Source organism: Streptomyces sp. CB00455 (assembly GCF_001905445.1).
Taxonomy (GTDB): domain Bacteria; phylum Actinomycetota; class Actinomycetes; order Streptomycetales; family Streptomycetaceae; genus Streptomyces.
The window spans coordinates 829,551-853,579 of the sequence record NZ_LIVQ01000003.1 but is presented as its reverse complement, the minus strand read 5'-3'; the positions used below and the strand labels follow the sequence as shown (position 1 = coordinate 853,579).

The following is a 24,029-nucleotide window of genomic DNA, read 5'->3' as shown; positions in this document are numbered from 1 at the left end:
GGGATGACGTGAGCGACAACTCTGTAGTACTCCGGTACGCGGACGGTGAATACACCTACCCGGTGGTCGAGAGCACCGTCGGTGACCAGGGCTTCGACATCTCGAAGCTGCGGGCCCAGACCGGGCTCGTCACCTTGGACAGCGGCTACGGCAACACCGCGGCCTACAAGTCCGCGATTACCTACCTCGACGGCGAGCAGGGGATCCTGCGCTACCGCGGTTACCCGATCGAGCAGCTGGCCGAGCGTTCGACCTTCATCGAGGTCGCGTACCTGCTGATCAACGGTGAGCTCCCGACCGTCGACCAGCTCGCGTCGTTCCGCAACGAAATCACCCAGCACACGCTGCTGCACGAGGACGTCAAGCGCTTCTACGACGGCTTCCCGCGCGACGCGCACCCGATGGCGATGCTGTCCTCCGTGGTCAGCGCGCTGTCGACCTTCTACCAGGACAGCCACAACCCCTTCGACGAGAAGCAGCGGCACCTCTCGACGATCCGGCTGCTGGCCAAGCTCCCGACGATCGCGGCGTACGCGTACAAGAAGTCGGTCGGCCACCCGGTGGTCTACCCGCGCAACGACCTCGGCTACGTCGAGAACTTCCTGCGCATGACCTTCTCCGTGCCGGCCCAGGAGTACGACCTGGACCCGGTCGTGGTCTCGGCGCTCGACAAGCTGCTGATCCTGCACGCGGACCACGAGCAGAACTGCTCGACCTCCACCGTGCGCCTGGTCGGCTCCTCGCAGGCGAACATGTTCGCCTCGATCTCCGCCGGCATCTCGGCCCTGTGGGGTCCGCTGCACGGTGGCGCCAACCAGTCCGTCCTGGAGATGCTCGAGGGCATCAAGAACGACGGCGGCGATGTCGACGCCTTCATCCGCAAGGTGAAGAACAAGGAGGACGGCGTCCGCCTCATGGGCTTCGGACACCGCGTCTACAAGAGCTTCGACCCCCGGGCGAAGATCATCAAGGCGGCGGCGCACGACGTCCTCTCGGCGCTCGGCAAGAGCGACGAGCTGCTGGACATCGCCCTGAAGCTGGAAGAGCACGCGCTGGCCGACGACTACTTCGTCGAGCGCAACCTCTACCCGAACGTGGACTTCTACACCGGTCTGATCTACCGGGCCATGGGCTTCCCGACCGAGATGTTCACCGTGCTCTTCGCGCTCGGCCGGCTCCCCGGCTGGATCGCCCAGTGGCACGAGATGATCAAGGAGCCGGGTTCCCGCATCGGCCGCCCGCGCCAGATCTACACGGGCGAGGTCCTGCGCGACTTCGTGCCCGTCGAGGCCCGCTGACCCGAGGCCCCCGGCCCGAGACCTGCCCGCGGGACCCGCTCCAACGGTTCCCGCACGGCGTCTCGGGCACCCCGCGGCACGCGAAGAGCGCCCCGCCGTCGATCCCCCCACGGGTCGACGGTCGGGGCGCTCTTCTTTCCCCGGTACGGATTCCCCCCACGGGACCCGCGCCGGGGCGTCGGTGTCTGCCGGGACCCGTTCGGGTCGGGAGGGCCGCTCAAAGCTTCCCGCGGGAACGTGTCCCGGCCGGCTGGTGCCGCCGGACGTCCCCCAAGACCTCCGTGAACGTCCCCCAAGACGTTCCTGGCACCGCCCCCATTAGACCCGTGCCGACCCCGGATGGTTACGTTGCCATCACTGTGATCTGCGTCTCCTGTGAAGGAAGTGTGCCCAGGATGCGAAGGTGATCCCCTACCGGAAGGACCGCAACCGCAGGCTGTTGGTCACTACGAAGACCGAGGAGAAGGCCATGGCGGCCCCGGCGATCATCGGGTTGAGCAGCCCGGCGGCCGCCAGCGGCAGCGCCGCCACGTTGTAGCCGAAGGCCCAGAACAGGTTCCCCTTGATGGTGGCCAGGGTCCGGCGGGAGAGCCGGATCGCGTCGGCCGCCACCCGCAGGTCTCCCCGTACGAGGGTCAGGTCGCCCGCCTCGATGGCCGCGTCGGTCCCGGTGCCCATGGCCAGGCCCAGATCGGCCTGGGCCAGCGCGGCGGCGTCGTTGACCCCGTCGCCGACCATGGCGACCGTACGGCCCTCGGCCTGGAGGCGGCGCACGACGTCCACCTTGTCCTGCGGAAGGACCTCGGCGATCACCTCGTCGATGCCGACCTCGCGGGCCACCGTCTCGGCGACGGCCCTGTTGTCGCCCGTCAGCAGGACGGGCACCAGGCCCAGGGCCCGCAGCCGGGCCACGGCCTCGGCGCTGGTCTCCTTGACCGCGTCGGCCACGGTCAGGACGCCGCGCGCCGCGCCGTCCCAGGCCACGAGGACGGCGGTGCTGCCCGCGGCCTCGGCCGCGGCCTTGGCCCCGGCCAGTGCGGCCGGCAGCGTGATCGACCGGTCGGCCAGCAGTTGTTCGCGGCCGACCAGGACCGCGTGCCCCTCGACCACGCCCCGGACCCCGAGCCCCGCCAGGTTCTCGAAGCCCTCCGGGACCGGCAGGGCGCCGGCCCCGCCCCCGGCCAGGACGGCCTGCTCGTCCGCGGCGGTGGCGATGGCCCGGGCGATCGGGTGCTCCGAGGCGTGTTCCAGGGAGCCGGCCAGGCGCAGCAGCTCCCGCTCGTCGGTGCCCGCGGCCGCGTGCACCCCGGCGAGGGCCATCCGGCCGGTGGTGACGGTCCCGGTCTTGTCCAGGACGACGGTGTCCACGCGTCGGGTGGACTCCAGCACCTCGGGGCCCTTGATCAGGATGCCGAGCTGCGCTCCCCGTCCGGTGCCGACCATCAGCGCGGTCGGCGTCGCCAGTCCCAGGGCGCACGGGCAGGCGATGATCAGGACGGCCACGGCGGCGGTGAAGGCGGCGGTGGGGTTGTCGGTGATCAGCAGCCAGGTGACCCAGGTGCCCAGGGCCAGGACGAGGACGACGGGGACGAACACGGCCGCGATCCGGTCGGCGAGGCGCTGCACCTCGGCCTTGCCGTTCTGGGCGTCCTCGACCAGCCGGGCGATGCGGGCGAGCTGGGTGTCGCCGCCGATCCGGGTGGCCTCGACGACGAGGCGTCCCGAGGTGTTGACGGTGGCGCCGGTGACGAAGTCGCCGGGGGAGACCTCCACCGGGACGGACTCGCCGGTGAGCAGGGCGGCGTCCACGGCGGAGCTGCCCTCCACGACCGCCCCGTCGGTGGCGATCTTCTCGCCGGGGCGGACGACGAACCGGTCGCCGACCGCGAGCGCGCCCACCGGGATCCGCACCTCCCGGCCGCCGCGCAGTACGGCGACGTCCTTGGCGCCCAGCTCCAGCAAGGCCGCCAGCGCGGCGCCCGCCTTCCGCTTCGAGCGGGCCTCCAGATAGCGGCCGAGCAGGATGAAGGCGACGACGCCGGCCGCGACCTCCAGGTAGATCGCCGAGGAGCCGTCGGCGCGGGAGGTCGTCAGGTCGAAGCCGTGCCGCATGCCGGGCATGCCGGCGTGCCCGAGGAACAGCGCCCACAGCGACCAGGCGAAGGCGGCCAGCGTGCCGACGGAGACCAGGGTGTCCATGGTGGCGGCCCCGTGCCGGGCGCCCGTCCAGGCGGCCTTGTGGAAGGGGAGGCCGCCCCAGACGACGACGGGGGCGGCGAGGGTCAGCGAGAGCCACTGCCAGTTGTCGAACTGCAGGGCCGGGATCATGGACAGCAGGACGACGGGCAGTGCGAGGGTGGCCGAGACGAGCAGCCGGCCGCGCAGCGCGGCCAGTTCCGGGTCGCGGGCCGCCCCGGGGCCCCCGGTGCTCCCCCCGGCCGGTTCGGGCGCGGGGAGCGGTTCGGGCGGCGGTGGCTGCGCCGCGGTGTATCCGGTCTTGACGACCGTGGCGATGAGGTCGGCGACCCGCACGTCACCCGCGTAGGAGACCTTCGCCTTCTCGGTGGCGTAGTTCACCGTCGCGGTGACCCCGTCCATCCGGTTCAGCTTCTTCTCGATGCGGGCGGCGCAGGAGGCGCAGGTCATTCCGCCGATGGCCAGCTCGACCTCGGCGGCGCCTGCCGCCGCCGTTATGGGCCCGTCGTGCACGGTGCTGCTGCTCATGTTCCGGCTCCAGGGGGTGGGCCGGAGCGTACGGCACCGGTATCAGCCGGCCGGTACGCCCCGGCGGGTGCTGCTCGGGTGAGGGATCAGGCCCGGCCGGCGAACTCGTAGCCGGCCTCGTCCACGGCGGAGCGGACGTCCTCGTCGGCGAGCGGGGCGGCGCAGACCACCGTGACCTCGCCGGTCGCGGCCACGGCCTTGACCGAGTCGACGCCCGGCAGGGCGGAGAGCTCGGCGGTCACGGCGCCCTCGCAGTGCCCGCAGGTCATGCCGGTCACCCGGTAGACGGTGGTGGTCCGGGTGTCCGTCTCGGCAGTCATGTCGTTCTCCTCTTCCAGGGGTGCGTCCGGTCGGCGGGAGGGGCGGAGCAGTGCTCCGCCCGCCTCCCGACACGCCCAGACTATACCCCTAGGGGGTATCAAGGCGAGCGGGGGGCGCGATTCCTCTGTTATGGACGATATTCCTGAAACGCCCGTGAAGAGCAGATCCCGGCCGCCGGGGCATTCCGCCGCAGTCGGGGCCGCTACCGCCCGGCCCGGTCCGCGGGGTGGCGCGCGCAGTCCGGTCCGCGGCCGTGGTCAGCGGCTGTCGGTCGTGGTGAGCATCGGCTCCAGGTAGCGCAGCAGGACGGATGACCGCGATGTTCGGGGCGGTGGTGTGGGTCTTCCAGGAGGGCAACCTCTCGGGGCTGCTTTCCTTCACCCCCACCGGCGACATCGAGACCACCCTGCCGGTGCTGATGTTCTGCAGGGGTAGGGGGAGCGGGGCGGGGCCCGTGCGGGCCCCGCACGCCGCCGCGCGGGAGGCGGATCAGTCCTCGCGGCGGCCCCGGTTGCCGGGCCGGCGGGCCACCCAGGCGCGGATCGTGTCTGCGTACCAGTAGGGCTTGGCGCCCTCCACATGGTCGGGCGGGGGGAGCAGCCCGTGCTTCCGGTAGGAACGCACCGTGTCCGGCTGGACCCGGATGTGGGCGGCGATCTCCTTGTACGACCACAGCTGCCGGTCGCTCATGCACGACACCTCCTGGTCCACGCCGCGGGGCCGGCCGGGAGGCCGTCGGGGGAGCCGGAGCGTGGACGCTGACGATCACTCGGGTTGTGCCCGGGGAACGAGGCGGAGTGAAGGCAGGGGAGGGGCTGTAGAGCGCCTGTGACGGAAAACCCGCGTCATGGGGACATGTGTGACACGAAGGCGACCCCTGTGACAGATGCGGCACAGGGGTCGTGGAGTGCGAAGCCGGGCGGAAGGGCGGAAGGGGTCAGCGATAGAGGGCCGGACGGTCCACCAGCTCCACGGGCGTGCGTACGCCGCTGCGCGCGGCAGCCAGACCCGCCTGCGACACGGCGGCGGCCGCGTAGCCGTCCCAGGCGTCCGGCCCCGCCACTGCGCCCCGCGCGGCGGCCGCCACCCAGCGCCTCAGCTGCCGGTCGTAGGCGTCGGCGAAGCGCACCGTGAAGTCCTGGTCGATCGCCCCGCCCCACCGGCCGGCCGACTGGACCACCATCGCGTGGCCGTCGCCGATCCGGGCGCTGCCGCGTTCGCCGACCGCCTCGCACTGCACCTGGTAGCCGAAGCCGCAGTTCACGAAGATCTCCACGTCGACGACGGCTCCGCCGGAGGTCTCCAGCAGGACCAGCCGGGGATCGCGCAGACCCTCGGGAGCCGCCGAGGTGGCGGTGGGGGAGAACACGGACACCGCCGTGATCTCCTGGCCCAGCAGCCAGCGGGCCGCGTCCACCTCGTGCACCACGGAATCGCTGATCAGCATGTCGCTGGTGAAGAAGGACGGCGAGGCGGCGTTGCGGTGCCGGCAGTGCAGGAAGAGCGGCCGCCCGATCCCGCCGGAGTCCAGCAGTTCCTTCAACCGCTCGTACTCGGCGTCGTACCGGCGCATGAAGCCCACCTGGACCAGGCGCCGTCCCAGCCGCTGCTCCGCCTCCATGACGCGCAGCGCTCCCGCCGGGTCAGGGGTGAGCGGCTTCTCGCACAGCACCGGCAGCCCGCGTGCCAGGGCGAGCCCGATGGCTTCCTCGTGCGCGGGCCCCGGGGAGGCGATCAGTACGGCCTCCACCCCGGGAGCCGCCACGGCGGCCGCCGGGTCGGTGTGCGCGGCGGCCCCGTCCAGGCCGTCCGCGACCGCCTTGACCCGGTCCCCGTCCGGATCGGCCAGGGCCACCACCCGGGCGCCTGCGACGGTCCGGCCGATCCGGCGGACGTGGTCGGCGCCCATCTTCCCCGTACCGATGACGGCGATGCCCAGCGTGCTCATGTGGTGTTCCTCCCGGAGTGGGAATCAAAGACGGAAGCAAAGACGGAAGCAAAAACAGAATCAAAGGCAGAATCAAAGACGCGATGAGAGCCGGGGCAGGGGTCGGGGTCGGGCCGGAGTCGGGAAGGGCAGCCGAGCAGGGGCGTAGAGCCGTGAGCAGCTGTCGCCACCGCCACCGCCACCGCCACCGCCGCCGTCGGTGGACGTCAGCGCGCGCCGCAGGAGCGCAGGTAGGCGCGGGTGCGGCGGGCGATCGGCAGCGGACGGTCGGGCGGGCACGGGTACATGTCCTGCTCCACGATGGCGAAGAGGTCCACGCCGAGCCGCTCGGCCGCCGCCAGCACCGGTTCCAGCGCCGGCACCCCCGACGGCGGTTCGCACATCACCCCGCGGCCCACCGCCGGCCCGAAGGGCAGCCCCTGCGCGACGACTTCGGCCAGGATCCGCGGATCCACCTGCTTGAGGTGGAGGTAGCCGATCCGCTCGCCGAAGGTCTCGACGGCCTGGACACTGTCGCCCCCGCAGTACGCGTAGTGGCCGGTGTCCAGGCACAGCGAGACCAGATCCGGGTCGGTGGCGTCCAGGAAGCGCGCCACGTTCTGCGGAGTGTCGATGTGGGTGTCGGCATGCGGGTGCACGACGATCCGCAGTCCGTACCGGTCCTGCACCTCGCGCCCCAGCCGCTCGGTCTGGGACGCCAGTTCCCGCCACTGACCGGGGGTGAGGGTACGGTCCTCCAGCACCTCGCCCGTCTTGTCGTCCCGCCAGAAGGAGGGGATCACCACGAGGTGGGCCGCGCCCACGGCCTGGGTGAGCGCCGCGATCCGCGACACGTGCTCCCAGGTGTCCTGCCACACGGCGGGCCCGTGATGGAGTCCGGTGAAGACGGTTCCGGCACAGACCCGCAGCCCGCGCGCGGCCGTCTCCTCGGCGAGTCGCGCGGGGTCGGTGGGCAGATAGCCGTAAGGGCCGAGCTCGATCCACGCGTAGCCGGCCTCGGCGACCTCGTCGAGGAAGCGTTCCCAGGGCGTCTGCAGGGGGTCGTCGGAAAACCAGACCCCCCAGGAGTCCGGAGCCGAACCGACGCGGATACGGGTCAGCGCGGGCGGGGAGGACGTCATGGCGGCCACCTTGGGGTGCGAGGCTCGGAAGGGACGGTGAAGACGAATGGGAGGACTGACAATGACGGGTGATCCGTTGGCGTTCGACCTGATCACCATGGGGCGGATCGGGGTGGATCTCTACCCGTTGACGACCGGCGTACCACTGGCCGAGGCCGACACCTTCGGCAAGTTCCTGGGCGGCTCCCCCACCAACGTGGCCGTCGCGGCCGCCCGGCTGGGGCGCCGCGCGGCGGTGATCACCCGTGTCGGCGCGGACCCGTTCGGCGCCTACCTGCGCTCCGAGCTGCGGAGGTTCGGCGTGGACGACCGGTGGGTGGCCGAGGTCGCGGGACTCCCGACGCCGCTCACCTTCTGCGAGGTCTTCCCGCCCGACCGTTTCCCGCTGTACTTCTACCGGCTGCCGAAGGCCCCCGATCTGGAGATCGCGGCGGGGGAGGTGGACCTGGAGGCGGTCCGGGAGGCCCGCGTGTTCTGGATGACGGGCACCGGCCTGAGCGAGGAGCCCAGCCGCTCCGCCACCCTGGCCGCCCTGGACGCCCGCGCCAAGGCCGGGACCACGGTCTTCGACCTGGACTGGCGGCCGATGCTGTGGCGCGAGGAGCCCGGCCCCCACTACGAGCGGGCGCTGGCCCGCGCCACGGTCGCCGTCGGCAACACCGAGGAGTGCGCGATCGCCACCGGGGAGTCCGAGCCGTACGCGGCGGCGCGGGCGCTGCTCGCCGCCGGGGTCGAGCTGGCGGTCGTCAAACGCGGTCCGGAGGGCGTACTGGCCGTCCACCGCGACGGGACCGTCGCCGAGGTCCCGCCCGTGGCCGTGGACGTGGTCAACGGGCTGGGCGCGGGAGACGCGTTCGGCGGTGCGCTGTGCCACGGGCTGCTCGCCGGCTGGGACCCGGCGACGGCGATGCGGTACGCGAACGCGGCCGGTGCGATCGTCGCCTCGCGGCTGGCGTGCTCGTCGGCCATGCCGTACCCGCACGAGGTGGAGGAGGTACTGGCGTCATGCCGGTGACCGCGTCACACACGATGCAGTGGACGAGGCTGGTCGTGCTCGACCTCGGCCCGGGGGAGAGGTACGAGCACCCGTGCGGGGACGCGGAGTGGATCGTGCTCCCGCTCTCCGGCGGCTGCCGGGTCCACCACCGGGACCCCGCCCGGGCGGCGGCGCCGGACGGACCGGGGCCGGCCCCCGGCCGGGACCCCGACCCCGGCAGCGCGCCGGCGAAGGTGTTCGAACTGCGCGGCCGGGCTGGGGTGTTCGGGGACATCAGCGACTTCGTCTACCTGCCCCGGGACGGGCGCGCGGAGGTCGTCTCGGACCGGGGGGGCCGGTTCGCGCTCGCCGGGGCCCGGTGCGAGAACCGGCTGGCCGCCCGCTACGGGCCGGCCGGCGCCGTGCCCGTCGAGCTGCGCGGCGCCGGGCAGTGCTCCCGCCAGGTCAACAACTTCGCCGCCGCCGGTGTCTTCGCCTGCGACCGGCTGATCGCCGTCGAGGTGCTCACCCCCGGCGGGAACTGGTCCTCCTACCCGCCGCACAAGCACGACGAGCACCACCCCGGGGAGGAGTCCCGGCTGGAGGAGATCTACTACTTCGAGATCGCCCCGCACGGGGGCACCCCCGGCCTCGGCTACCAGCGCGTCACCCCCTCCCCGGCAGGGAAGACCGACATCCTCACCGAGGTGCGGACCGGAGACGCCGTGCTCATCCCCGACGGCTGGCACGGCCCCTCCATCGCCGCCCCCGGGCACGACATGTACTACCTGAACGTGATGGCGGGTCCGGGAACCACCAGGGAGTGGCTGATCCGCGACCACCCCGACCACGGCTGGATCCGGTCCACCTGGGACGGCCAGGACATCGATCCCCGGCTGCCCTTCCCCACGGCGGAGGCACCCCGATGAAACTCACCGTCGCCCAGGCGCTCGTCCGCTTCCTGTCCCGCCAGTACACCGAGCGCGACGGCCGGCGCCACCGGCTGATCGCGGCGACCTGGGGGATCTTCGGCCACGGCAACGTCGCCGGGATCGGGCAGGCCCTGCTGGAGGCCGGCCCCGAGGCCATGCCCTTCTTCCAGGGTCGCAACGAGCAGGCCATGGTGCACGCCGCCGTCGGGTACGCCCGGCAGAGCGGACGGCTGTCCGCGCACGCCGTCACCACCTCCATCGGGCCGGGCGCCACCAACCTCGTCACCGGGGCCGCCCTCGCCACGATCAACCGGATCCCGGTGCTCCTGCTGCCCGGGGACACCTTCGCCACCCGCCCCGCCGATCCCGTGCTCCAGCAGCTCGAAGTCCCCTACGCCGGCGACCTCTCCGTCAACGACACGCTGCGCCCCGTCTCCCGCCACTTCGACCGGATCACCCGCCCCGAGGCCCTGATCCCCGCCGCCCTCCAGGCCGTGCGGGTCCTCACCGACCCCGTGCAGACCGGAGCCGTCACGCTCGCGCTGCCGCAGGACGTGCAGGCCGAGGCGTACGACTGGCCCGAGGAGTTCTTCGCCGAGCGCGTCTGGGGCGTGCGCCGGCCCCGCCCCGACCGCGCGGAGCTCGCCGCGGCGGCCCTCGCCGTACGGTCGGCCCGGCGCCCCCTGATCGTCGCGGGCGGGGGCATCCGGCACAGTGCGGCCGGGGCGGAGCTCGCCGCCTTCGCCGAGGCCACCGGCATCCCCGTCGCCGTCACCCAGGCGGGCAAGGGCGTCCTGCCCCACGACCATCCCGCCGACCTCGGCGGGATCGGCCACACGGGCACCGCCGCGGCCGACGACCTGGCCCGGGAGGCCGATCTCGTCATCGCCGCCGGGACCAGGCTGACCGACTTCACCACCGCCTCCGCGACCCTGTTCCAGAACCCGGCCGTCCGGTTCATCGGCCTCAACCTCGACCCGTACGACGCCCACAAGCTCGCCGCCCTGCCCCTGGTCGCCGACGCGCGCGAGGGCCTCGGCGAACTGCGGCAGGCGCTCGCCGGCCACCGGGTGGATCCCGGCTACGAGGCGGCGTACCTCCAGGGCAGGAGCCGCTGGGAGTCCCGCGTCCGCGGAGCCTGGGTCGTGCCGGCCTGCGACGAGGACCGCCCGCCCACCCAGGCCCAGGTCCTCGGCCTGCTCGACGCCCTGGTCGACGACACCGACATCCTCGTCAACGCCGCCGGCTCCCTCCCGGGCGACCTGCACAAGCTCTGGCGGGCCCGCTCCGCGGACCAGTACCACGTCGAGTACGGGTACTCCTGCATGGGCTACGAGATCCCGGCCGCGATGGGCGTCGCACTCGCCGCTCCCGGCCGCCCCGTGTGGGCGCTGGTCGGCGACGGCACATACCTGATGAACCCGACCGAGATCGTCACGGCCGTCCAGGAGGGCATCCCCGTCAAGGTGGTGATCCTCGACAACCACGGCTACGCCTCCATCGGGGGTCTGTCGGGAGCGGTGGGCGCCGAGGGCTTCGGCACGGCCTACCGCTTCCGGGCGCCCGACGCCACCTACACGGGCGCGCCCCTCCCGGTGGACCTCGCGGCGAACGCCGCCTCCCTCGGGATGGCCGTGATCCGCGCCCGCACCGTAGGTGACCTGCGCGAAGCCCTCGCCGAGGCGCGCTCGGCGACCCGGCCCACATGTGTCTACACACAGACCCGAACGCCCGACACTGTGTCGGGCCCGCCCCCCGCACAGGCGTGGTGGGATGTTCCTGTGGCCGAGACCGCGACCCGCAGGGCGGCGGCCGAGGCCCGTGAAGCGTACGACCGGCAAGCCGCGCAGCGACGTCGCCATCTGTGAAGGAGCAAGGCAATGAAGACCGTCAACCACTGGATCGGTGGCAAGACCGTCGAAGGCGCGTCGGGCAACTACGGCCCGGTCACCGACCCGGCCACCGGCGAGGTCACCACACAGGTCGCACTCGCCTCGGCCGCCGAGGTCGACGCGGCCGTACAGGTCGCGAAGGAGGCCTTCCAGACCTGGGGCCAGTCGTCGCTGGCCGCCCGCACCAAGGTGCTGTTCGCCTACCGCGCCCTGCTGGACGCCCACCGCGACGCCATCGCCGAGCTGATCACCGCCGAGCACGGCAAGGTCCACTCCGATGCGCTGGGCGAGGTGGCGCGCGGCCTGGAAATCGTCGAACTGGCCTGCGGGATCACCACGCAGCTCAAGGGCGAGCTGTCCACCTCGGTGTCCAGCCGCGTGGACGTCGCCTCGATCCGCCAGCCCCTCGGCGTGGTCGCCGGCATCACCCCCTTCAACTTCCCGGCGATGGTGCCGATGTGGATGTTCCCGTTGGCCGTGGCCTGCGGGAACACCTTCATCCTCAAGCCGAGCGAGAAGGACCCCTCGGCCGCCAACAAGCTGGCCGAGCTGGCGAGCGAGGCCGGACTGCCCGCGGGCGTGCTGAACGTGGTGCACGGCGACAAGGTGGCCGTGGACGCGCTGCTCGCGCACCCGGACATCGCGGCCGTCTCCTTCGTGGGCTCGACCCCGATCGCCCGCCACATCCACACCACCGCCTCCGCCAACGGCAAGCGCGTCCAGGCACTGGGCGGCGCCAAGAACCACATGCTGGTGCTCCCCGACGCCGACCTGGACGCGGCCGCCGACGCCGCCGTCTCCGCCGCCTACGGCTCGGCCGGCGAGCGCTGCATGGCCATCTCCGCCGTCGTCGCCGTCGGCTCCATCGCCGACACCCTCGTCGAGAAGATCCGCGAGCGCGCCGAGAAGATCAAGATCGGCCCCGGCAACGACCCGGCCTCCGAGATGGGCCCGCTGATCACCGCCGCCCACCGCGACAAGGTCGCCTCGTACGTGAAGGGCGCCGCGGCCCAGGGCGCCGAGGTGGTCCTGGACGGCACCGGCTACACGGTCGAGGGCAACGAGAACGGCCACTGGATCGGCCTGTCGCTGCTGGACGACGTGAAGACCGACTCCGACGCCTACCGCGACGAGATCTTCGGCCCCGTCCTGTGCGTGCTGCGCGCCGAGACCTACGAGGAGGGCGTGGCCCTCATCAACGCCTCGCCGTTCGGCAACGGCACCGCGATCTTCACCCGCGACGGCGGGGCGGCCCGCCGCTTCCAACTGGAGATCCAGGCGGGCATGGTCGGCGTCAACGTGCCGATCCCGGTGCCGGTGGGCTACCACTCCTTCGGCGGCTGGAAGGACTCGCTCTTCGGCGACCACCACATCTACGGCAACGACGGCATCCACTTCTACACGCGCGGCAAGGTCGTCACCACGCGCTGGCCCGACCCGTCGGACGCCCCCGCCGGCGTGGACCTGGGCTTCCCGCGCAACCACTGACGGCAGTCCCCGGCGCGGGGCTCCCCGCCGCCCGCCGCCCGCCGCCCGCCCCCCGCGACCTGCACGCGGGGGGCGGACCCGTTCCCGTCGCCGGAGCGGCGGCCGGACGCCCGCGGCCGGGGACACCGTCTCGGCTCAGCGGGACGGAGCCGGATCCCGCTCGGCCTGCGCCGGCAGGCCGGGCGTGCGGCGCCGCCGGCGCACGGCCCACAGGGCGACGCCGGCTCCCGCCGACACCAGGACCGCGCCCGCCGCGGGCCACGGCACGGCGACGAAGTCCGTCCCGGACTCCGCGAGCAGCTCGGCATGACCGCTCGCCCCGGCGGTGACCTTCAAGGTCACCCGGTCCGACTGCGGCGCGTCCGGCCAGGGCTCGCTCAGCTCGATCCGCCGGCCCGGCAGCAGCACCAGCTTCAGCTCGCGGGCCGGCCGCTCCAGCACCGTGCGACCGAACAACCCCTCGGCGAAGAACGCCACCCGCGGCTCGACGGCCACGTTGCCCCGGTTGACCAGGGCGTACGAGACGGTGGCACGCGCCTTCCCGATCCAGGGCACCAGCGGGGCGGACCGGCTGACCGTCACGTCCTCCACGCTCAGCCCCGGCGCCAGCGGCCCCGGCACCCGGAAGTACAGCCGGGCGCCCACCGAGCGCCTCACCCCGACCTGGACCTTGCCGTCCTGCTGCACACCCTCCACGGCGGTGTTCAGGGCGACGATCCCGCCGACGTGGTCACCGGGCGAGGCGTCCGCCGGGACCCGCACGGTGAACGGCACGTCCTTGCGGCCCTTGGCGGGCACGGTGACCGTCGTCGCGGTCTCCGGCGGGAGGCTGATCCACGCGCCGACGTCCTTCGGCTCCGTCTCCACCGGCAGCAGCCCGAAGGCGCCGCCGGACGGGGTGTTCACCGCGTCGGTGGCGAAGACCCGGAACGTCAGTTCCTTGTCCGAGGAGTTCAGGACGGTCGCACTGTCCTGGACGGTGGTCCCGGCCGCGCCCTGGTGGAAGAAGTACGCGCGGTCGGTGACCGCAGCACCGGCCGCAGGCGTGGGGAAGACCCCCCAGGTGCCGTTGTCCGCGGCCGCCGCAGTGGCTGCGGGGAGCAGGCCCGCGCCCAGCAGGAGCAGGCCGGCGAGCAGACCGTACAGAGGGGTGCGGGTGCGCATGGGCGGTTCTCCAGTCGGCACGGAAAGGGGGAAGGGGTGGCGCGGCGCCGCAGCGCCGCACCACCCTCGGGACGGGGACCGGGTCAGGCGATCGAGAAGGTCACGACCGTCTGGTAGGTGTCGGCGAACATGAACGGCGGGAGCTGGATCATCCCGGCGCCGCCGACGGCGAACTCGCCACCGGTCAGTTCGTCCCCGCCGGGCGCCTGGGAGGCCACCTTCAGCGGCGTCTCGGAGATCGCGCCGGGGGTGCCCGCGGTACAGGTGCTCGGGCTGTCCGGGTTGGTCACCGTGCAGGAGGGCTGGATGCCGATCTGCGCCGTGGCCATGGTGTGGCCGGTGGCCTGGTTCAGGAACGGCGTACGGGTCGCCGTCACGTCCCAGCCGAGCGACCCGCCGCGGAAGTCCTGGACGGTCGCGGCGTTGAAGACGCCGACCACCGACTGGGACTTGCCGTTGATGGTGACCGCACCGAAGCTGACGGCGGGCTGGCCGTCCTTCGGCCCGAGGGTCAGCGGACCGGGCAGGACCTCGACGTCGACCGGGTTCCGCACGCCCGCCTGGTCCTCCAGGAAGACGAAGGCCCTGTACGGGGTGACCGATCCGTCGATCTTGATGCTGTCGGCCTTCTTGGTGACCGTGAGGGTGCAGGTGGCGGCGCCCGACGCGTCCGCCGTGCCCGTACCGGTGTCGCCGGTGGCCGCGCTCCCGAGGAGCGCGGAGCAGGTGACGGGGCCGGCCGGGAAATTGGCGCCGGTGACGACGACGGAGGTGCCCGTCTTGCCGCTGTTGGGCGTCAGCCGCGTGGTCACCGGGTCCTTGGGCAGGGCCTCGACCGCGACCGAGCCCAGGGAGGCGCTGGGCCGCGGCGCCGGGGTGCAGGTGGTCGTGAAGACCGAACCGCTGAGGTTCGCGTCGACCACGGACAGGTCCAGCGCCACGTCGACGCGGGTGCCCTCGGTGCCGTCCGGGATCTTGATGGTCCCGGAGAACGCCTTCGGGTCGAGCGGCTGTCCGGCCACGACGCTGACGGTCTCGGGCGGGCTGGTGACCACCTGGGTGGTCGTCCCGACCTTCAGGGTGATCTTGGAGGTGTTCACCGTCTGGACGGAGAAGCCCGGGATGAGCGGGCTCGCACCCGGGTCGATGGTGATCGGGACGACGTCACCGGCCTTCGCCCCGTCGGGCAGGGTGATCGTGTAGTTCTGGTTGCCCGACCCGTCCGCCTGCGGCGCCGGGGCGTCGCAGTTCTCGAAGACGGCGGTGGTCTTGGTCGCGGCCTGCGCGGAGCCGGCCAGGCCCACCGCGCCGCCCGTCAGGGCCAGGGAAAGGGCTCCGGCCCCGGCCAGCACTTTTCGTCTGAGCGTTCTCGTACTCACTGGGTCGCGACTCCTTCGTCATGACGAACCCTCCCCCCACCCGCTGTGAGGGGGAGGCCGAGCCGGTGCGGTGGCCGACATTGACGCGTCGCGGTGATGAGAAGTCAATGACTTGTTTTCGTCCGAAGCACACAGAAATTGATGGCCCATCAGAGAAGGTCTGAAGGGCCGTCGGTGTGCGGTGCCGGAGCGCGGGGCGGGCGTGGCGGGTGGGGCCTACCGGCCGGCCGGAGCGGTGGGGACGGCGGGGGCCGGGGTGGTCGGCGCCGGGGTGGGGGGAGCCGGGGTGGTGGGCGCCGCCACGGGGGCGCTTGGGGCGGGGGTGCTCGGGGTCGCGGTGACGGGCGGCGAGGCGGGGGGCGCAGTGGTCGGGGCCGGGCTGCTTCCGGTCGGGGCGGTGCGGTCGACGGGCGTGTGCAGCAGGCGGTTGGGGGTGCCGGCCGGCAGGTCGGTGATCCGGTCCGGCACGGAGCTCCGTACCAGCACCCTGGACACCTGCGCAGGAGTCCTGGCCGCACCACCGCCGCCGAGGACGAGCGCCGCGACTCCGGCCACGTGCGGGGCCGCCATCGAGGTGCCCGAGGACCGGACGGTGGCGGTGGCGGATCCCTTCCACGCCGAGGTGACGGACACACCGGGCGCCGAGAGGTCCACGCACCGCCCGTAGTTGGAGAAGCGCGCCCGCCGGTCGGCGGCATCGGTCGCGCCGACCGTGAGGGCCTGGGGGACGGCGGCCGGGGAACCGGTACAGGCGTCCCTGTTGTCGTTCCCGGCGGCGACGGTAAAGGTGATCCCGGCTTCGACTGCGCGTTTCACCGCGGCGTCGAGGGCGTAGCTGCGCGTCCCGCCCATGCTCATGTTCGCGACCGCCGGGACGGCCGGGTACGCGGCGGCGCTCCTCACGACCCAGTCGACGCCGCCGACCATGGCCGAAAGGCGCCCGTCGCCACGGCAGTCGGCCACCTTCACCGAGATGAGGGAAACCCCCTTCGCGACCCCGTACGTCCGCCCGCCCGCGGTCGCCGCGACGTGCGTGCCGTGGCCGTTGCAGTCGCCCGCCCCCTCCAGGCGTACCCCGTTGTAGCCGGCCCGGGCACGGCCGCCGAATTCCTGGTGACCGGTGTTGATCCCGGTGTCCAGTACGTAGACGGTGACGCCCCGGCCCGTACCGGGGTACGTGTACGAACCGTCGAGCGGCAGCTCGCGCTGGTCGATCCGGTCCAGCGGCCAGGGCGCCCGGGGCTGGGTGTCGGTGGTGTGGAACAGCGCGTCCGGCTCGATGGAGGCCACCCGCGGATCGGCGGCCAGGGCGGCGGCCCGGGCGGCGCTGGTGCGGACGGCGAAGCCGTTCACGGCGGAGTCGTAGACGGCCCCGACCTCGTCGCCCGCCTTCGCCGCCTCGGCGGCCAGGGCGCGGACCGTGGCGCGCGAGGTGGTGTCCTCCAGGACGACGACGTAAGGGGCGGTGGGGGACCGGGCATCGGCGGCGTCGGAGTGCGGCGGCAGGGCGGTGACCGCGGTGGCCGCCGCGAGGAGTGCGGCGGCAGGGAGGAGGGCGACGAATGGGGTCATGGGCCGATGCTCGGCGAACGGCGACGGGGGCGCGCGGAGGGTGCGCCGAGTGGGCGCACGACACGCCCACGGGGGTGTCGTGCGCCGGCCAGGCCGACAGGGTGTCGTGCGCCGGTCAGGCCGACAGGGTGTCGTGCGCCGGCCAGGCCGACAGGGCGTCGTGCGCCGGTCAGGCCGACGGGGGCGGGGTGACGGCCCATCCGCGCATGGAGAAGACGCCCTCGTCACGGGCTCCGGCGGAGGCGTAGGTCGCCAGGGCCGCCTCGTTGTCCGTGTCGACCCCCACCCACATGCCGTAACAGCCGCGCGTCCCGGCCTCGTCGGCGAGGGCCAGGGCCAACGCGCGGCCGATGCCGCGGCGGCGGTACCCCTCGTCCACGGAGAGCTCGTAGAGGCACATCTCGGTGCCCTTGTCCGGATGGGTCATCTCGACGCCGGAAACCATCCCCGCGGGGACGCCGTCCAGGTAGGCGATGAGCATCACGTGTCCCGGCGCGGCCAGGAACCGGGCGGCCCACTCCTCGCGCGCGGGCCCGTCGAAGAGTCCCTCGGCGGCGGTGATCTCCGCGGTGCTGCCGGCCCTGCGGATGTCCATGGCGGCACGGTACCGCCGGGACGCCTCACGGCGAGCGGCATTTCGGCGCGGCCCCGCACTCGCGCCGTACCCCACCGGTCCGTTCCCCGCTCCCCGTTCCCCGCTCCTCGCCACTCACCCCTCGTGCCGGAGCTCCGGTGCCCGGTGCGCTTCGGCGGTGTCAGGCCTTGACCGCGACGGCGGCCGCGTAGCCCGCGGGCGCCGGGAGGTCGCCCAGGGTCCAGCCCGGGACGGAGGCCGGGGCCGGGGCGGCGCCCACGTACGGATCGGCCACCCCGAGTGCGAGCCCCGTGCCGTCGGCCTTCAGGCAGGCCTCCTTGCGGGACCACACCCGCGCGAAGGCGGGCCTGCGGTCCGGCTCCGCAAGAGCGCCCAGTTCTGCGATCTCCGCCGGGTGCAGCAGGGGCAGAACGTCGGCCAGCGCCTCCGCCCCCGGTATCTCCTCGACATCGACCCCCACCGGCACCCCGGAGAAGGCGAAGTAGGCGACACCGCCACTGTGCGACAGGGAGAAGTGCAGTGCGCCGCCGGCCACGGCGGGCCGGCCGTGCGGACCGCCGCAGCACGGGCACTCCTCCCGGACCAGGACGACCTCCTGCGGCGCCCGCCCCAGGTAGGCGCCGAGCAACGCGCGCAGCCCCAGGTGCGAGGCGAGGTACCGCTGCCGGTCGACGGCACGCAACAGCTTGCCGGCCCGGTCCTGTTCGGCAGCGTCCAGTACCAGCGGGGCCTCGGCGATCCGGTGCCCGCCGACGGTGTCCAGCGAGGTGTCCAGGCACCACGCGGCGACGGCCGTGCCACTGGGAGGCGCGCCGGTCCGCGGCGCGCCGCTGCCGAGCTCGTTCAGGTACTCGATCACCTGACCGAGGGTAGACGAGCCGGATGCGGGTTGTGAGGTGTCGGCCCGCCTCCCCTTCACGAAGTCCGGGAGCGCCGGGGAAGCAGATGCCGGAGGGATCGGCCCGGGCCGCGGCCGCAGCCCTGGCCCGCCATCAGCGGGACAACACCGCCTGGCTCCCCTGCGCCGGGGCTCCAGGGGACGAGGTGCCGTCGGTCCAGGCGTAGACCCGCTTGCCACGCACCGCCACCTGGTACTGGTGGGCGTCGCGGCATTCGGCCCGCGCCTCGGCCCGCAGGTTCCCCGGCCACCACTTGGCGTTGAGCGCCGGGCCGTCCACCCGCTTCGGTGCGCCCGCGGTGCACTGGGGGCCGTCCAGCGGAGTCGCGCCGAGGGTGAACCGGATCAGCTTGGCCTTGCCCGTCGTACGCACCCGTATGCGGACGTCGGTGGCGTCCTTGGGTATCCAGGACGGCAGGACGAAGGCGGGCTCCGCGCGCCCGGGCGCTTCGGCCACGCTGGCGAAGCGCATGCCCTTCTCCTTGAACACCCGGTCGTCGATCGTGTCGGTCAGCGGGTTGGGCGGCAGGTTGGGCAACGCGAAGGCGGCCGTGGCAAGGATCCCCACGGTGGCGGCGATGAAGACCAGCGGACGTCGGTTCATGCCCCCAGTCTCGGCGGCCGGACCCCCTGCGCGCGTCCCTCCCGGGTACGAACTTCGCCTCTGTCCCAGGTATCACACGACGTCATACCTGAGAGCTGTGCCGGAGGTGGTCGGGACCTGTTTCCCGCCGCGCGACGCTGCCCGGGCCGGTGCAGTGACCCGGCGGCGCCCGGAGCCGTTGACGCACGGGGCAACAGCCCCGCCCGTCCTCCCGGGCCCCACGCCACCTCCCCACCCTGCCCCGCGCCGCCCCGCCCCGCCCCGCCCCATCCCGTCCCACCGCGCCCCGACCCGAGGAACGCCATGCGCCGCCGTGCCGCCCGCCGTATCGTCCCCGCCCTCGTCTCGATGGCCGCGGCGGCCGCCCTGCTGACGCCGGCGCCGGCCGCCGCGGCCGCCGCGGCGGTCCCGGCCGACAAGCCGCACGTGCTGAGCCGCTGGACGCAGACCGACGCGGCAAGCCACCGCGCCTGGGCCACGGCGCGCGAACACCGGGACGCCTGGGCCGCGTACGGATTCGACTGGTCGACGGACTACTGCACCACGTCCCCCGACAACCCCCTCGGCTTCCCCTTCCGGTCGGCCTGCGCCCGCCACGACTTCGGCTACCGCAACCACCGGGCGGCGGGAACGTTCCCCGCGGCCAAGTCCCGCCTGGACAAGGCCTTCCACGCGGACCTCAAGCGGATCTGCGCCCGCTACCGGGGTGCCCGCAGGGCCTCTTGCGACAGTACGGCGTGGACGTACTACCAGGCGGTGCGGCTCCTGGGCATCTCCTGAAGACGCCCCCCCGGGCGGACGGCTCTCCGCCCGGCTGCCTCAGTCGGCGATGTCGACACCGTAGGACCGGGCCAGCGCCGCCAGGCCGTGGTCGTAACCCTGTCCGACGGCGCGGAACCGCCAGAGCGGGCCGCGTCGGTAGATCTCGGCGAGGAGCATCGTGCGTTCGGTCGTGGCGGCGTCCACCGTCACCTGAGCCAGGGGCATGGCACCCGTGCCCGCCGCCGCGGTGACCTGCACCGCGCCCACGTCGCCGAAGGCCGGATCCCCGTCGATGGCGGCGCAGACGACGACCTTGCGGGCGGCCGGCGGCATGGCGGCGAGGTCGACGGTGACCGTCTGCTCGGTCGGTCCGTCGCTGAGCAGCCGAACGGACCCGTTGGGGTTCTCCGGAGCCCCGTAGAAGACGAAGTCCTCGTCGCAGGCGACCTGTTCCTCCTCGTCGACGACGAAGGCGACGACATCGATCTCGCACCGCGTCTGCTGGGCCCAGGAGGCACTCACGTCCCACCGGAGCGCCGAACCCGTGGCGGGGAGGTCGATCACGCCGCCGCAGGGCAGCACCTGCGGGGAGTCCGGCCGTTCGTCCCCGCAGGGAGCCGCGGGCGGGCCGGTGAGCCAGTCCGCCCCGTGGGCGGGGACGCGGAGGGAGTTGATCCGGGCCATGCGGCGGTCGGCGTGGGCACCCGGAAGGAGCACGACGTCCGTGACGCTCGCCGAGAGGTTGACGGCAGCGGCCCCGCCGAGTTCGACCACCCGCCGCCGGGCCTCCGACGAGGCCGGATGGGTACCGCCCAGCACGAGGACGCGCCGTCCGGCCAACGGCTTTCCGGCGACCGCGGCACGGGGCGCGCCCACCGCCGGGGCGGCCTGCCCCGAGGGCACCCGGCCGGCCGGTACCGCGACCGCCGGAACGACCGCGACCGCCGGAACCGCTGCCGGAACCGGCGCCGGAGCCGGAACCGCAGCCGCCGGAGCCGCAGCCCCAGCCGCCGGAGCGGCAGACGGAGCCGGACCCACGGCCGCCGGACCCGCCTCCGCCCCCGCCCCCACCCCTGTCTCCGCCCCCGCCTTCTCGTGCCTCGTGCCCGGCCGTACGTCGTCCAGCAGGTGCAGGAAGGTCCCTTCGTCGAGGACCGTGACGCCCTCCGCCACCGCCCGCCGGGCCTTGGCCGAGCCCGAGGCCGCGTCGTTGGCGACCAGCGCGCTGGTGTGCCGGCTGACCGAGCCCACGACGTTCAGCCCGGCGGCCGCGGCCCGCGCCACGAGCGCGGCACGCGCGGTCCCGGTGTCCCCGGTGATGGCGATCTTCATGCCCTGCACGAGCGGCCCGCCCGGGGTCGCCCTCCCGGGATTGCGGTACGCACACGGCGTCTTGGGCGGCTTCGGCGCGAACCGGGGATCCTGCCGCGGCGGACACTCCATGAGCGGCAGCGGCAGACCCAGCCGGGCCGCCTCCTTCAGGGAGGCGCGCAGGATCCCCGCGAGGACCCGGGTGTCGTCCAGGGCGTCATGGGCCTTCGTCTGGGGCACCCCGTAGTGGGCCGCGAGCGTCCCGAGTCGCATGTCCGGTGTCGGCGGATCCACCCGCCGGTTCAGCGCCAGGGTGCACAGGCGCCGGGCCACCGGGAGGTGGAGCCCGGCCCGGGCGAACTCGTGTGCCAGGAAGTCGTAGTCGAACTGCGCGTTGTGGGCCACCAGGACCCGGTCCCGCAGCAGGCCCCCGATCCGCTCCGCCACCTGCTCGAAGGCGGGGGCCCCTTGCAGCCGCTCGGTGGTCAGCCCGTGGACGTGCACGGGGCCGGGGTCACAGCCCGGGTTGACCAGCGTCGAGAATTCGCCGGTCTGTCGTCCGTCCGCGCCGATGGTCACCACCGCTATGGACAGCACCCGGTGCTGTCGGGGTATCAGCCCCGAGGTCTCCACATCCACCAGCGCCCAGTCGAGCGCGTAGTCGTGCAGATCGGACATACCGGCAGCGGGGGAGGCGGGGCTCATGGCGGCAAGGATGATCCGACATTAGTTCCACCTTCAACCTGAATGTCGATTTGTCCCGCGATGTCATTTCCCGGAATCGAATCCCCGAGTGGATATCGCACACCATCCCCCGCCGGATCGGCCGCCGCCCGTACCGGCGGGCATCCGCGACCGGAGGTATCCCCACGGCTTGCGCCGTCACTGCGGCGGGCTCGCTAAAGTGCCGCTGACCTGCACGAAAGCCCCTCCGCTGAGGGAGGGGCGAGGGTGGTGGCGAAAGAGTGCCCCCGGCAGGACTCGAACCTGCGGCCAAGTGCTTAGAAGGCACCTGCTCTATCCACTGAGCTACGGGGGCCGGAAGGTGGCCGTGGTGGGCCTGGAGCCCCCGGTGGGGGTGGGACTGTGGTCCGTGCCGGGTCAAGGATAGGGCTCCGATTGCCTTGGTCCGGTTGCTTCACTCGCGTGCCACGATGTGGAGGTTCGGTGAAGCGGTCCCGATAATCGCAGGCAGGTGCGATTCGCGCATCGCTTTTGCGCCGCGGCGCCCCCGGTGTTGTGCACTCGTTATGCCTGCGCCCCACTCGTCCGCCGTGTCCGGGATGTCCAGCAGAAGTCGCGGTCGGCGCGCAGAGGACGTATAAGCTTCAAAAATGGCCCTAAATTGGGCATTCTTCGCATGTGGTGACCTTGGATGTTCGGCCTCAGCTGCTCGATGCCCTGTCCGCCCTGCGCGACCGGGTCGCGTCCGTGCGTCTGCCGCTGCCCCTGCCCGGCGCTCCGCGCGCCCGCCAGACCAGAGCCGAGTTGCTCGCGCAGCTCGACGACTACCTCGTACCCCGGCTGAAGGCGCCCGAGGCGCCGATGCTCGCCGTCGTCGGCGGGTCCACCGGGGCCGGCAAGTCCACCCTCGTCAACTCCCTCGTCGGACGGCAGGTCAGCGAAGCCGGGGTGCTGCGTCCCACCACGCGCACCCCGGTGCTCGTATGCCATCCGGATGACCACCACTGGTTCGCCGGGATGCGGATCCTGCCCGACCTCATGCGGGTCTGGGTGCCGCACGGCGAGGAGGAAGCCGTCTCCGCCAAGAACCGGCTCCGCGACCGCGACCGGGACCGCGACCGCGGCCGCGGCGGCCACGGGAGCGGCCACGCGGGCTCCGGCCCCGGCCCGGGCGGGCACGCCACCCGCGAGATGCGGATCGAGACCGTCTCCACCCTGCCGCGCGGCCTCGCCATCCTCGACGCCCCCGACATCGACTCCCTCGTCGTCGAGAACCGGACCCTCGCCGCCCAGCTCATCTGCGCCGCCGACGTCTGGGTGATGGTCACCACCGCCTCGCGGTACGCCGACGCCGTCCCCTGGCACCTGCTGCGCACCGCCAAGCAGTACAAGGCCACCCTCGTCACCGTCCTCGACCGCGTGCCGCACCAGGTGCTCGCCGAGGTCTCCCGCCAGTACGGAGCCCTGCTCACCCGGGCCGGGCTGGGCGACGTACCGCGCTTCACCGTGCCCGAACTCCCGGAGTCGGCAGGTGGCGGCGGGCTGCTGCCGGCCAGCGCCGTCGCCCCGCTGGCCGCCTGGCTCGCGCACCACGCCCAGGATCCCGCCGCCCGCCAGTACGCCGTCGGGCGCACCGCCCTGGGCGCGCTGGACTCCCTGGCGCGCCGGATGCCCGAACTCGCCTCCGCCGTCGCCTCCCAGCACGCCGCCGCCGTCCGGCTGACCTCCGCCGTCGAGGACGCGTACAAGCGGGAGGGCAAGCGCGTCCGCAACCGCCTCGACCAGGGCGCCGTACTCGCCGGGGACGCGCTGACGCGGTGGCGCGGCTACCCCCTCGACACGAGCGCCGACGAACTCCTCGACTCGCTCGCGGAATCCCTCGCCGCGCTCCTGCAGTGCGCCGTCGCCGCCGCCGACGAACGGATCGCCGCATCCTGGCGACGCGAACCGGCCGCGGGAGCCGTGCCCCTGCCCACGCCCGACAAGGAGGCCGCAGAACGCATCGGGATGGCCGTACGGCGCTGGCGCCGCGTACTGGAGGAGCTCGCCGAGGAGGAGGTCGCGCAGCTCGACCGGCAGCCCGCACCCGACCCCGACGGCGTCGCCGCCCTGCTCGTCGCCGCCCTCCTCGGCGGCAAACGGGCCCGGCCCGCCGGCGAGAAGCTCGCCGAACGCATCGGCGCCCAAGCCGCCCTGCGCCTGCGCGACCGGGGCACCGAACTGGTCGGGGACCACCTCGACCAGGTGCTGCGCGCCGAGCGCGACCGCCGCCTCGCCCCCCTGGAGGCGCTCGAAGTGTCCCCCGAACCACAGGCCGAGCTGATCGCCGCGCTGTCCGTACTGCAGAAGGAGAGGTGACG

At 73.3% G+C, this 24,029-nt stretch carries 19 protein-coding genes and 1 tRNA gene; 7 read left to right on the top strand and 13 right to left on the bottom strand.

Going from position 1 to position 24,029, the window contains the following annotated elements; all coding sequences use genetic code 11:
- The first annotated feature begins 8 nt into the window (after nucleotides 1-8).
- Nucleotides 9-1,298: a citrate synthase gene (locus AMK16_RS16340; RefSeq protein WP_030010215.1), complete on the top strand. Its 1,290-nt coding sequence runs from the start codon at nucleotides 9-11 to the stop codon at nucleotides 1,296-1,298.
- Between the two features lie 411 nt (nucleotides 1,299-1,709).
- On the opposite strand, the gene AMK16_RS16335 is transcribed toward AMK16_RS16340, so the two are convergent.
- The 5 genes from AMK16_RS16335 to AMK16_RS16310 form a co-directional block, all read right to left on the bottom strand.
- Nucleotides 1,710-4,022, bottom strand: coding sequence for a heavy metal translocating P-type ATPase (locus AMK16_RS16335; protein ID WP_073915342.1), 2,313 nt, complete (start codon nucleotides 4,020-4,022; stop codon nucleotides 1,710-1,712).
- An 86-nt stretch (nucleotides 4,023-4,108) separates the two neighbouring features.
- Nucleotides 4,109-4,342: a heavy-metal-associated domain-containing protein gene (locus tag AMK16_RS16330; RefSeq protein WP_073915339.1), complete on the bottom strand. Its 234-nt coding sequence runs from the start codon at nucleotides 4,340-4,342 to the stop codon at nucleotides 4,109-4,111.
- Nucleotides 4,343-4,832: 490 nt separating this feature from the next.
- A complete protein-coding gene (locus AMK16_RS16320) occupies nucleotides 4,833-5,033 on the bottom strand; it encodes a helix-turn-helix transcriptional regulator (protein ID WP_073915333.1) in 201 nt (66 codons plus the stop codon).
- A gap of 247 nt (nucleotides 5,034-5,280) precedes the next feature.
- A complete protein-coding gene (locus tag AMK16_RS16315; protein WP_073915330.1) occupies nucleotides 5,281-6,291 on the bottom strand; it encodes a Gfo/Idh/MocA family protein in 1,011 nt (336 codons plus the stop codon).
- A 206-nt stretch (nucleotides 6,292-6,497) separates the two neighbouring features.
- Nucleotides 6,498-7,412 (bottom strand): sugar phosphate isomerase/epimerase family protein, encoded by a 915-nt coding sequence (locus AMK16_RS16310; RefSeq protein WP_073915327.1) that lies wholly within the window; start codon nucleotides 7,410-7,412, stop codon nucleotides 6,498-6,500.
- Between the two features lie 61 nt (nucleotides 7,413-7,473).
- Here AMK16_RS16310 and iolC point away from each other — a divergent pair, with 61 nt between their 5' ends.
- From iolC to AMK16_RS16290, 4 genes are read left to right on the top strand one after another with little or no spacing between them, the layout of a single operon-like run.
- Complete coding sequence (gene iolC / locus AMK16_RS16305) at nucleotides 7,474-8,427, top strand: 5-dehydro-2-deoxygluconokinase (protein WP_073915324.1); 954 nt, start codon at nucleotides 7,474-7,476, stop codon at nucleotides 8,425-8,427.
- On the top strand, nucleotides 8,418-9,317 hold the full coding sequence (gene iolB, locus AMK16_RS16300; RefSeq protein ID WP_073915321.1) for a 5-deoxy-glucuronate isomerase: 900 nt from the start codon (nucleotides 8,418-8,420) through the stop codon (nucleotides 9,315-9,317). Before iolC ends, iolB begins: the two co-directional genes overlap by 10 nt.
- Nucleotides 9,314-11,188, top strand: coding sequence for a 3D-(3,5/4)-trihydroxycyclohexane-1,2-dione acylhydrolase (decyclizing) (gene iolD, locus AMK16_RS16295; protein ID WP_073915317.1), 1,875 nt, complete (start codon nucleotides 9,314-9,316; stop codon nucleotides 11,186-11,188). Before iolB ends, iolD begins: the two co-directional genes overlap by 4 nt.
- Before the next feature lie 12 nt (nucleotides 11,189-11,200).
- Nucleotides 11,201-12,700 carry a CoA-acylating methylmalonate-semialdehyde dehydrogenase gene (locus AMK16_RS16290; RefSeq protein WP_073915314.1) on the top strand — a complete coding sequence of 500 codons (1,500 nt, stop codon included), beginning with the start codon at nucleotides 11,201-11,203 and terminating at the stop codon, nucleotides 12,698-12,700.
- 135 nt (nucleotides 12,701-12,835) lie between these two features.
- On the opposite strand, the gene AMK16_RS16285 is transcribed toward AMK16_RS16290, so the two are convergent.
- The 6 genes from AMK16_RS16285 to AMK16_RS16260 all read right to left on the bottom strand — a co-directional run bounded on the left by AMK16_RS16285 (nucleotide 12,836) and on the right by AMK16_RS16260 (nucleotide 18,912).
- Nucleotides 12,836-13,864, bottom strand: a complete 1,029-nt coding sequence (locus AMK16_RS16285) for a WxL protein peptidoglycan domain-containing protein (protein WP_073915311.1) — start codon at nucleotides 13,862-13,864, stop codon at nucleotides 12,836-12,838.
- Between the two features lie 83 nt (nucleotides 13,865-13,947).
- The gene (locus AMK16_RS16280; protein ID WP_073915308.1) at nucleotides 13,948-15,243 is read right to left on the bottom strand and encodes a hypothetical protein; all 1,296 of its coding nucleotides are present in this window, start codon (nucleotides 15,241-15,243) and stop codon (nucleotides 13,948-13,950) included.
- A gap of 216 nt (nucleotides 15,244-15,459) precedes the next feature.
- Nucleotides 15,460-16,815, bottom strand: a complete 1,356-nt coding sequence (locus tag AMK16_RS16275; protein WP_073915305.1) for a S8 family peptidase — start codon at nucleotides 16,813-16,815, stop codon at nucleotides 15,460-15,462.
- A gap of 169 nt (nucleotides 16,816-16,984) precedes the next feature.
- Nucleotides 16,985-17,410 (bottom strand): GNAT family N-acetyltransferase, encoded by a 426-nt coding sequence (locus AMK16_RS16270; protein WP_073915302.1) that lies wholly within the window; start codon nucleotides 17,408-17,410, stop codon nucleotides 16,985-16,987.
- A 160-nt stretch (nucleotides 17,411-17,570) separates the two neighbouring features.
- Nucleotides 17,571-18,269 carry a 4'-phosphopantetheinyl transferase family protein gene (locus AMK16_RS16265; protein WP_073915299.1) on the bottom strand — a complete coding sequence of 233 codons (699 nt, stop codon included), beginning with the start codon at nucleotides 18,267-18,269 and terminating at the stop codon, nucleotides 17,571-17,573.
- Nucleotides 18,270-18,402: 133 nt separating this feature from the next.
- On the bottom strand, nucleotides 18,403-18,912 hold the full coding sequence (locus tag AMK16_RS16260) for a hypothetical protein (RefSeq protein ID WP_073915296.1): 510 nt from the start codon (nucleotides 18,910-18,912) through the stop codon (nucleotides 18,403-18,405).
- 303 nt (nucleotides 18,913-19,215) lie between these two features.
- Here AMK16_RS16260 and AMK16_RS16255 point away from each other — a divergent pair, with 303 nt between their 5' ends.
- Nucleotides 19,216-19,692 (top strand): phospholipase, encoded by a 477-nt coding sequence (locus tag AMK16_RS16255; RefSeq protein ID WP_073915293.1) that lies wholly within the window; start codon nucleotides 19,216-19,218, stop codon nucleotides 19,690-19,692.
- Nucleotides 19,693-19,731: 39 nt separating this feature from the next.
- Here the strand turns inward: AMK16_RS16255 and AMK16_RS16250 are convergent, their stop codons facing one another.
- Nucleotides 19,732-21,690, bottom strand: coding sequence for a TerD family protein (locus AMK16_RS16250; RefSeq protein ID WP_073915290.1), 1,959 nt, complete (start codon nucleotides 21,688-21,690; stop codon nucleotides 19,732-19,734).
- A 261-nt stretch (nucleotides 21,691-21,951) separates the two neighbouring features.
- Nucleotides 21,952-22,024, bottom strand: a tRNA-Arg gene (locus AMK16_RS16245).
- Nucleotides 22,025-22,356: 332 nt separating this feature from the next.
- Here AMK16_RS16245 and AMK16_RS16240 point away from each other — a divergent pair.
- Nucleotides 22,357-24,027 (top strand): dynamin family protein, encoded by a 1,671-nt coding sequence (locus AMK16_RS16240; RefSeq protein ID WP_073915287.1) that lies wholly within the window; start codon nucleotides 22,357-22,359, stop codon nucleotides 24,025-24,027.
- The last annotated feature ends 2 nt before the right edge of the window (nucleotides 24,028-24,029 follow it).